Source organism: Dactylosporangium salmoneum, from assembly GCF_039532525.1.
Taxonomy (GTDB): Bacteria; Actinomycetota; Actinomycetes; order Mycobacteriales; family Micromonosporaceae; genus Dactylosporangium; species Dactylosporangium salmoneum.
The window spans coordinates 378,851-387,798 of record NZ_BAAARV010000019.1 but is presented as its reverse complement, the minus strand read 5'-3'; the positions used below and the strand labels follow the sequence as shown (position 1 = coordinate 387,798).

Sequence of the window (8,948 nt, the reverse complement as noted above, 5' to 3'; positions counted from 1 at the left end):
GCCTGGTCGACGAGCGCGGCACCTCCTCCACCTGCCCAGCCTGCCGGCAACGTATCCGCAAACCGACCGGGCGGACGATGACCTGCCAGCACTGCAAGGCTTCTGGGCACCGTGATCTGTTGGCGGCGGCCACCATCGCCACCCGCACCCCCAACGCGGGCGGCGGCACCGACACCACCACGGCGGCTGCGGTGCTGCCGTGTGTGGTCACGCACCGTCGAGCGGGACGGCACCTGCCCGGTGCCGGACCGTCCCGGCGTGACCCCCGTCGACCACACCGGTCGCCACCGACTGCGGTGACGGCAGGTGCGGCGGCGCGAGGGTCCGTTGGCCGGCTGAGGCCCGCCCCACTGCCACACACCGCGGTGGTGGGGAGTCGCTCGACCGCACCTGCGGGCGAGGAACCACAAACCGGTGAACGTTTGTGGTCACAGCACTAGCCCATTCGTCCCGGCGCCCTCAGACGGCGTTGCGGTCCAGGGCCCAGAAGCCGGTGACGGTCCTCAGGTCGGCGAGGTAGCGCACGCCCCCGGCCTGGTCCCAGGCGCACTGCCGGTCGGTGACGACCGCGGGCGCCCGGTCCGGATAGCCCAGCACGACGATGTGCTCCGTATGTCCCTCGAGGCTGCACGAGGTGCCCTCCGGCCGGCGGGTCGTCAGGCCGTTGAAGTACCCGGCGACGCGGGTCGCGTCGCCCGCCAGCCGATGCGTGGCACTGAGCCGGAGCGGGCGCTCGGGCGTGAACGCGTAGGTGCACAGCAGGGCCTCGCTCGGCTCGCGGGGCACGAGCGGCCCGCGCCGCTGCGGCCGGACGAAGGTGTCGTCCCAGGTCGCCGGGCACGACGCCGGGGACGGGCTGCCGGCCGCCGGGACCTCCGGGCCGTCGGCGAGGTCGTCCTCCCGGCGCGTCACCAGCACGGCCGCGACGGCCGCCGCGAGCACGACGGCTAGGGCCGCCGCGACGATCCACACCCCGCGCCGCCGGGTCGCTCGATGCTGCGCTGCGCTATCGGCGCAGGTCATGGCGGCGGTGGGTGGCCCGCTCCACCAAGGTCCGGGGGAGCAGGCGGCGCAGCGGGAAGACGAGCGCGGCGTTGCTGCCGACCGCGTAGAGGGGCCCCGGGCGGGAGGCCTCGACGGCCTTGACGATGGTGGCCGCGACCCGGTCGGCCGAGACGCCGGCCTTCTCGTTGCGGTCCAGCGCGGCCAGCATCCGTTCGAAGTCCTCGCGGTGCGGGGAGGTTGCCGAGGTGTACTTCGTCCGGCGCTCGCTGATCCCGGTGCTGATCGACCCGGGCTCGACGGTGGTCAGCCAGACGCCGAACGGCGAGTACTCGTGCCGCGCCCCGTTGCTGAACCCCTTCAGCGCGGCCTTCGTCGCCACGTAGGAGGAGCGGTAGGCGAGGGGGAAGGAGGCCAGCATCGAGCCGACCATCACGACCCGGCCGTAGCCCCGCGCGCGCATGCCGGGCAGGAGCAGCTGGCTGAGCCGCACCGGGCCGAGCACGTTGACCTGGAACAGCCGTCGCAGGGCGTCGCCGGGCAGCTCCTCGAACGGCCCGGACTGGCTCTCGCCCGCGTTGTTGACCAGCACGTCGACGTTGCCGGCGGCCGCGGCCAGGGACTCGATGGAGGCGTCGTCGCCAAGGTCCAGCGGCAGGTACTCGACGCCCTCGGCCCGCTGGCCGGGGCCGAGCGTCTCCGGGTGCCGGCTGGTGCCCACGACCCGGTAGCCCCGTGCCGCCAGCGCGGCCGCGGTGGCCTTCCCGATCCCGGACGATGCCCCGGTGACCAGCGCGGTGCGATCCATCGCTGCACCTTACCCAGGTCAGGCCGACCGCGTCAGGCAGACCTCCGGACAGCGGCGCGCGCCGATACGCTCAGGGCGTGGCTCTGGGATCGCGGCGGCGGGCGTTGTTGTGGGCGGCACGGCGCGGCGCCGAGCTGCGCGGCGGGGCGATCGACGCCGGCCTGCTGCGCGAGTGCTGCCTGACCGGGGAGCGCACGGTCGACCCGCGCGGCATCCGGCTGCGTGGGGTGCGGGTGCGCGGGCGGCTCGACCTGGCCGGGGTGGACGTCGGGTTCCCGCTGGCGTTCGACGGGTGCGCGTTCGACGAGGCGCCCGACTTCACCGGCGGGTCGGTGCGGGCGCTGGCGATCACGTGGGCGCCGCGCCTGCCGGGCCTGCTCGCCGACGGGCTGCGGGTGCGCGGCGACCTCGACCTGTCCGGCAGCCGCATCGCCGGGACGCACCCGGGCGCCGGCAGTCGCAGCATGGCCGCGGTGTGGCTGCGCGAGGCGCGCATCGGCGGGCGGCTGCTGTGCCTGGACACCACGATCGAGGCGAACGGCGGGCGGGCGCTGCACGCCGACCGGGTGCAGATCGGCGGCACGCTGCGGCTGCTGCGCGGGTTCACCGCCGACGGCGAGGTCCGGCTGCCCGGCGCCCGCATCGCCGGGTCGGTCGAGCTGGTCGGCGCGCACATCGCGCCGCGGGCCGGGACCGCGGTCGAGCTCGGCGAGGCGAGCATCGGCGGCAGCCTGTTCGTCATCGACCATCAGTTCGCCGACGGGCGCGCGCCGCGGCGGCCGCGGGTGGCCGGGCCGATCGTCGCCGGCAACGCCACCGTCGCCGGGCGGGTGGTGATCCGCGACGCCGACCTCGCCGGCGACGGCGAGGGGCCGGCCCTCGTCGCGCCGCGGCTGCGGGTCGGCGGCTCGGTCCTGGTCGAGGGGCGGTGCTCGGTGGACGGCGGGCTCGACCTGATGTACGCCGGCCTCACGACACTGTCGGTCGGGGCCGGGTGCGCGCTCGCCGCGCCCGGGCGCGTCGCGCTGGACCTCGTCGGGGCGGACGTGCGCTCGCACGTGACCGTCGAGCGGGGCACGGTGGTCGAGGGCACCGTCCGCGTCGCCCGGGCCCGCATCCGCGGCGACCTGTCCCTGCGCGGCGTCACGCTGCGCGCCCCGCAGCCCGACGGCGCCCTCGTCACGGCGGCGGGGGTGACCATCGAGGGGTCGGCGCGGCTCGAGGGACTGTCGGCCGCCGGCGGGTACCTCGGCTTCCGGGGTGCCCGCATCGGCAACGTCTTCGATGCCACCGGCGCGAGCGTCGACAACCCCGGCGGGCCGACCGTGCGGCTGGTGCAGGCGAGCGTCGGCGGCTCGGTGCGGCTCAAGGACGGCTTCCGCTCCAGCGGCGTCGTGCAGCTCAACCGGTCCACGATCGAGGGCCGGCTCAACCTCTGTGACGGGCACTTCACCTGCCCCGGGCCGTCGGAGGAGAACTCGCACGGGCACGCGGTGCAGGCGATCGGGGCGAGCGTGCGCGGCGGGCTGCGGCTGCGCTGGGCCGCCGTCGAGCCCAGCGTGGACCTGCGCAACCTGACGACCAGCGTGCTCGACGACGACCCTGACCGCTGGCCGGAGTGGATCGTGGTGTCCGGCATGACGTACGAGCGCTTCGGCAACCCGTCGTGGGACCGGGCGGCGCGGCTGCGCTGGCTGGCCCGGCAGGCCGTCTACGACGCCGGGCCGTACGAGCAGCTGGCGCGGGTGTTCCGCCGGCACGGGTACACCGGCGACGCCGAGGCGATCCTCATCGAGCGCCGCCACCGGGCCCGCCGCGCCGCCCGCCGCCACCGGCTGGACCCGCGCGGGATGCTCGACGCGCTCTACGGCGCCGCGGTCGGCTACGGCTACCGCCCGGGCCGCACCGCCTGGCTGCTGCTGGCGCTGCTCATCGCGGTGGCAGCGTCGCTGTACGTCCCGGACGTGCGCGCCTCGCTGCGCGCCACGGACCCGCGGGGCAACGTCTACGCCGTCGACGGGCGGCTGGTCACCATCGACGCGTCCGAGGCGGAGCCGGACCCGCCGGACGCCACCCGCTCGGGCCGGGCGCCCCGCCGCGACCCGTGCGGCGACGGGCAGGTGCGATGCTTCAGCCCGGTGCTGTACGCCGTGGACACCGTCGTGCCGCTGATCTCCCTCGGCCAGCGGTCCACCTGGTACCCGAGCCCCGAGGCGGAGCACGGCCGGCTCGCCGAGTGGTGGCTCAACCTGGCCACGCTCGCCGGCTGGGTGCTGAGCACGATGTACGTATTGTCGTTCACGAAGCTCGCCCGCACCGCCTGACCGGCTTAGGGGGAGACGTCATCCCGTGGTGGGGGAAACCCCCGGTCGGAATCGGGGGAGTTCCGGATCGATTCGGAAGATCAGCTGCTCAAGACTGCTTTGCATGGCAGAAAGGCCCAGGTTCAGTATCGTTATCCCGTGCTTCAACGAGGCCGGCTACGTCACCGACGCCCTGCTCTCCCTGCGTAAGCAGGACTTCGACGGGGTGTTCGAGGTCGTCGTGGTCGACAACAACTGCACGGACGACACCGCCGGCATCGCCCGCGACTTCGGCGCGCGGGTCGTCGCCGAGCCCGTTCCGGGGGTGTGCAACGCCCGCCAGCGGGGCACGGAGGCGGCGTTCGGCGAGATCGTCGTCTCCGCCGACGCCGACACGGTCTACGAGCGCGACTGGCTCAGCCGGATCGACGCGCGGTTCCGCGAGGACGACCGGGTCGTCGCGGTCGTCGGTCCCTGCCGGTACGCCGACGGCCCGCGCTGGGGCGCGGTCTACGGCCGGCTGCTCTTCGGGGCGGTCAACGGCTTCTACCGGCTGACCGGCCGCGCCGCCTATGCGAGCGCGACGAACATCGCCTTCCGCCGCGAGGCGTGGACGGGCTACGACACCAGCCTGACGCAGGGCGGGGACGAGCTCGACCAGCTGCGCCGGCTGCGCAAGCAGGGCCGGGTCGTCTACGACCACGGCAACCCGACCTACACGTCGGGCCGCCGGCTCAACCGCGGGCTGGCGTACAACCTGTTCGTGACCCTGCCGGTGCACTACCTGCTGACCTATGCCGTGAACCGGGTCGCGGGGCGGCGCGTGCTCGGGCAGGCGCCCGCCTTCCGCGAGGCGGACCGGTGATCGTCCTGGCCGGGCTGACGCTGGCGGCCGCGCTGGGCGGGGCGTACTGGCTGCTGATGTCGCCGTTCGCCCCGTCCTCGCGTGCCTATCCCTACCACGGCCCGGCCGCCGAACGGGTGGTGGCGCTGACCTTCGACGACGGCCCGAACGAGCCGTACACCTCGCAGATCCTCGACATCCTCGCGGAGCACGACATCCGGGCGACGTTCTTCCAGGTCGGGCAGTGCGTCGAGCGCCACCCTGACGTCGCCGTGCGCGCGATCGGCGCCGGCCACGTCGTGGGCAACCACTCGCTGAGCCACCGGTTCGGCACGTACCTGCGGCCCGGTGCGTTCGCGCGGGAGGTCGAGCGGAGCCAGCACATCCTGGCGCGCGTCACCGGCCGCACGCCGGCGCTGGCCCGCACGCCCTGGCTGTGGCGCCAGCCGGCCCTGTTGCGGATGCTGCGCCGCGGGGGGCTGCACCCGGTCGCCGGCGAGTTCGGCCATGCCCTGGAGGTGTTCCAGCCCTCCGGCGTGCGGATGGCCCGCCGCGCCGTGGCCAAGACCGGCCCCGGCTCGATCCTCATCTTCCACGACGGGTTCGACAGCCGGGGCGGCGACCGCGCGCAGACCGTCGTCGCCGTGCGGGAGACGATCGAGGGCCTGCTGGCCCGGGGCTACCGGTTCGTCACGGTGGACGAGCTGCTCGGCGTGCCCGCGTACCAGAGCTAAACGGCTCAGTCCCGCGCCTCGACCGTGAAGGTCGTGGTGATGACGCGGCCGTCGGCGGTGCGGAACTGGCCCCACATGCGGTACAGCCCGGGGCGCGGGAAGGTGGCGTGCAGCCGCAGTTCGGGGCCGAACTTCTGGCCCGGCAGCGCGAACGCCGTCCGGCCCTGCCCGTCGATGGCCTCGGCGTGCTCGTGGGCGAAGCCGCCGCCGTCGACGGGCATGATGACCACGTGGCCCGCCGCGGCCAGGTAGGGCTGCAGCGCGGTGAGCGGCCGGCCGGTGGCGACGTCGGTGAACCAGTAGCTGAAGCTGCTGCGGGTGCCGGCCTTCGCGGTGCCGGCGAGGATCACCTGGACGCCGTCGACGATCTGGTCGCGGGGCGACGGCTCGGCGCTGACCCGCGGCGCGCCGGCCGGGTCGCCGACGACGATCTCGTGGCGCTCGAGCAGGTCGGCCATCTCGCCCTGGCGGCGGAACTCGGTGTGGACGAGGTAGCGCCCGGCGGTCGGGAACGTCAGCTCGACCGCGAACTCGCCGGTGCGGCCGGTGGGGTGCGGGTGGACGTGGGCGAACGTGCCGAGGTCGGCGCGGGTGGCGATGAAGTGCATCCAGGCCTCGTGGCTGCGGGTGACGTCGCCGATCGGGCGGCCGGTCGCCGCGTCGGTGACCCGGATGCCGATCGTCGCCGGCCGGCCGGGGGCGAGGCCGGCGGGCACGTCGAGCGCGACCCGGACGCCGGCGTCCTCGGCCGGCAGGGGCTCGACGTCGGCCTCCATCATGACGCTCATCGACGGGCGCATCGGCATGCCGGTGCCCTGGGCCCAGGCCAGCACCCCGTTCATGCCGCGGCCGGCCGCGTCGGTGTGGCTCAGGCCGGTCAGCGCCGCACCGACCGCGACCGCCAGGAGGGCGATGCCGGTCAGGTACGCCATGTCGGCGACCCCGGCGCCCCACCGCGGGCGCAGCGCGGCGGCGGTGGCGGGGCGGCGGAACCGGCGCAGGCGCAGCGCGTTGGTGATGACGCTGACGGAGCTCATCGCCATCGCGGCGGCCGCCAGCGACGGGTCGAGCAGGGTGCCGTTCAGCGGGTACAGCACGCCGGCCGCGACCGGCACGAGCAGCAGGTTGTAGGCGAAGGCCCAGCCGAGCCCCTGCTTGATCACCGCCACGGTACGGCGGGACAGCGCGATCGCCGACACGACGCCGCGCAGGTCGCCGCCGACGAGCGTGATGTCGGACGCGGCGATGGCGACGTCGGTGCCGGTGCCGATCGCGATGCCGAGGTCGGCCCGGGCGAGAGCGGGCGCGTCGTTGATGCCGTCGCCGACCATGGCCACGACGGCGCCGCGGCGCTGGAGCTCGGCGACGTGGGCGGCCTTGCCGTCGGGGCGCACGCCCGCGATGACGTCGGCGATGCCGACCTCGCGGGCGACGACCTCCGCGGTGCGCCGCTCGTCGCCGGTCAGCATCCACACGTCCAGGCCGAGGGCGCGCAGCTGCTCGATGGCCTCGCGGGACTCGGGGCGCACCGTGTCGCGGACGCCGATCAGGCCGCACAACCGCCCGTCGAGCGCGACGTACACGGCGGTGCCCCCGGCGTCGGCCACCTCGGCGGCGGTCGGCTCCAGCGGTACCACCTCGATGTCCAGGCGGCCCATGAGCGCCGCGTTGCCGATGGCGACGTCCCGGCCGCCGGCCCGGGCGAGGATGCCGTAGCCGGGGACGGCCTCGAACGACTCGACCGGCGGGAGCGTCAGCGCGCGGTCGCGGGCGTGGGCGACGATCGCCTCGCCGACCGGGTGCTCGGAGCCGGTCTCCGCGGCGGCGGCGAAGGCGAGCAGGTCGTCGGCGCCGGTGCCGGGCCGCGCGGCGAGGGTGGTGACGGCGGGACGGCCGCGGGTGATGGTGCCGGTCTTGTCGAGCACGACGGTGGTGACGCGGCGGGCCTGCTCCAGCGCCTCGCCGCCGCCGATGAGGATGCCGAGCTCGGCCGCCTTGCCGGTGCCGACCATGATCGCGGTCGGGGTGGCCAGGCCGAGGGCGCACGGGCAGGCGATGATGAGCACGGCGATGGCGGTGCCGATGCCGAGCGTGAGCCGCCCCGAGGCGGGCCCGGCGAGCGCCCAGACGCCGAAGGTGAGCGCCGCGACGGCGATGACGGCGGGCACGAACCAGCCCGCGACGGAGTCGACGAGCCGCTGCATCGGCGCCTTGCCGGCCTGCGCCTCCTCGACGAGGCGGACGATCTGGGCCAGGGTGGTGTCCCGGCCGACGGCGGTGGCCCGCATCACGAGGGCGCCGGTGCGGTTCACGGTGGCGCCGATGAGCACGTCCCCGGCGGCCTTGGCGACCGGCAGGCTCTCGCCGGTGAGCATGCTCTCGTCGACGCTGGAGGCGCCCTCGACGGCCACGCCGTCGACCGGGATCTGCTCGCCGGGGCGGACGCGGACGAGGTCGCCGACGGTCACGTCCTCGACGCGGACCTCGACCTCGTCGCCGCCGCGCAGCACGCGGGCGGTGCGGGGCTGCAGGCCGACCAGGGCACCGATCGCCGCCGCGGTCTGCCGCTTGGCGCGCGCCTCCAGCCAGCGGCCGGCGAGCACGAGGGCGGTGACGATGACGGAGATCTCGAAGTACACGTGCAGCGGCAGGCCCCATCGCTCGGCCTGGGCCGGCCAGAGGGTGACGAACGCGCTGTAGCCGTAGGCGACGGTGGTGCCGAGCGCGACGAGGGTGTTCATGTCGGCCGCGCGGTGCCGGGCCGCCGCCCACGCCGCGGCGTAGAAGGGCCGGGCGGCGACGACCTGCACGACCGTGGCGACGACGAGCAGCACCGGCATGAGCCAGTCCATCGCGTCGATGGGCAGCGGGACGTACATCAGCACCATCATCACCAGGCCCACGGCGAGCGTGGCGAGCCAGGCCCACGGCCCCCGATCGCGCTCGGGCCGGGGTTCCTCCTCCGGCCGCGGGCCCTCCTCGGGGGGTGTCTCGGCCACGGCCCGGTAGCCGGCCCGGCCCACGGCGGTGGCCAGCGCGTCGACCGTGACGCGGGCCGGGTCGAAGGTGATCGTGGCGCGCTCGGTGGCCAGGTTGACCCGGGCCTGCTCGACGCCGTCGACCTTGCGCAGCGCCTTCTCCACGCGGCCCACGCACGACGCGCAGGTCATGCCGCCGATCTCCAACGTGCACGATGTCGCCATCGGGTGCTCCTCGGTGCGGGCCCGCGGTCCGGGCCGGTGCGCTGACCGTGCCGG

The 8,948-nt window shown here is 75.3% G+C and carries 7 protein-coding genes; 4 read left to right on the top strand and 3 right to left on the bottom strand.

What is annotated here, in order from left to right; genetic code table 11:
- Positions 1-2 precede the first annotated feature (2 nt).
- Positions 3-440 carry a zinc ribbon domain-containing protein gene (locus ABD352_RS57600; RefSeq protein ID WP_425553523.1) on the top strand — a complete coding sequence of 146 codons (438 nt, stop codon included), beginning with the start codon at positions 3-5 and terminating at the stop codon, positions 438-440.
- A gap of 19 nt (positions 441-459) precedes the next feature.
- Here the strand turns inward: ABD352_RS57600 and ABD352_RS12145 are convergent, their stop codons facing one another.
- Together ABD352_RS12145 and ABD352_RS12140 are read right to left on the bottom strand one after the other, a co-directional pair.
- Complete coding sequence (locus ABD352_RS12145; RefSeq protein ID WP_344612398.1) at positions 460-972, bottom strand: hypothetical protein; 513 nt, start codon at positions 970-972, stop codon at positions 460-462.
- Between the two features lie 34 nt (positions 973-1,006).
- Entirely contained in the window at positions 1,007-1,810 is an 804-nt protein-coding gene (locus ABD352_RS12140; protein ID WP_344612397.1) for an SDR family oxidoreductase, read from the bottom strand.
- Between the two features lie 77 nt (positions 1,811-1,887).
- Here ABD352_RS12140 and ABD352_RS12135 point away from each other — a divergent pair, with 77 nt between their 5' ends.
- The 3 genes from ABD352_RS12135 to ABD352_RS12125 all read left to right on the top strand — a co-directional run bounded on the left by ABD352_RS12135 (position 1,888) and on the right by ABD352_RS12125 (position 5,691).
- Positions 1,888-4,134, top strand: coding sequence for a hypothetical protein (locus ABD352_RS12135; RefSeq protein ID WP_344612396.1), 2,247 nt, complete (start codon positions 1,888-1,890; stop codon positions 4,132-4,134).
- A gap of 103 nt (positions 4,135-4,237) precedes the next feature.
- Positions 4,238-4,978: a glycosyltransferase family 2 protein gene (locus ABD352_RS12130; RefSeq protein ID WP_344612395.1), complete on the top strand. Its 741-nt coding sequence runs from the start codon at positions 4,238-4,240 to the stop codon at positions 4,976-4,978.
- Entirely contained in the window at positions 4,975-5,691 is a 717-nt protein-coding gene (locus ABD352_RS12125) for a polysaccharide deacetylase family protein (protein WP_344612394.1), read from the top strand. Before ABD352_RS12130 ends, ABD352_RS12125 begins: the two co-directional genes overlap by 4 nt.
- Before the next feature lie 5 nt (positions 5,692-5,696).
- Here ABD352_RS12125 and ABD352_RS12120 read toward each other — a convergent pair whose 3' ends face one another.
- Positions 5,697-8,894: a heavy metal translocating P-type ATPase gene (locus ABD352_RS12120; protein ID WP_344612393.1), complete on the bottom strand. Its 3,198-nt coding sequence runs from the start codon at positions 8,892-8,894 to the stop codon at positions 5,697-5,699.
- Between the last annotated feature and the right edge of the window lie 54 nt (positions 8,895-8,948).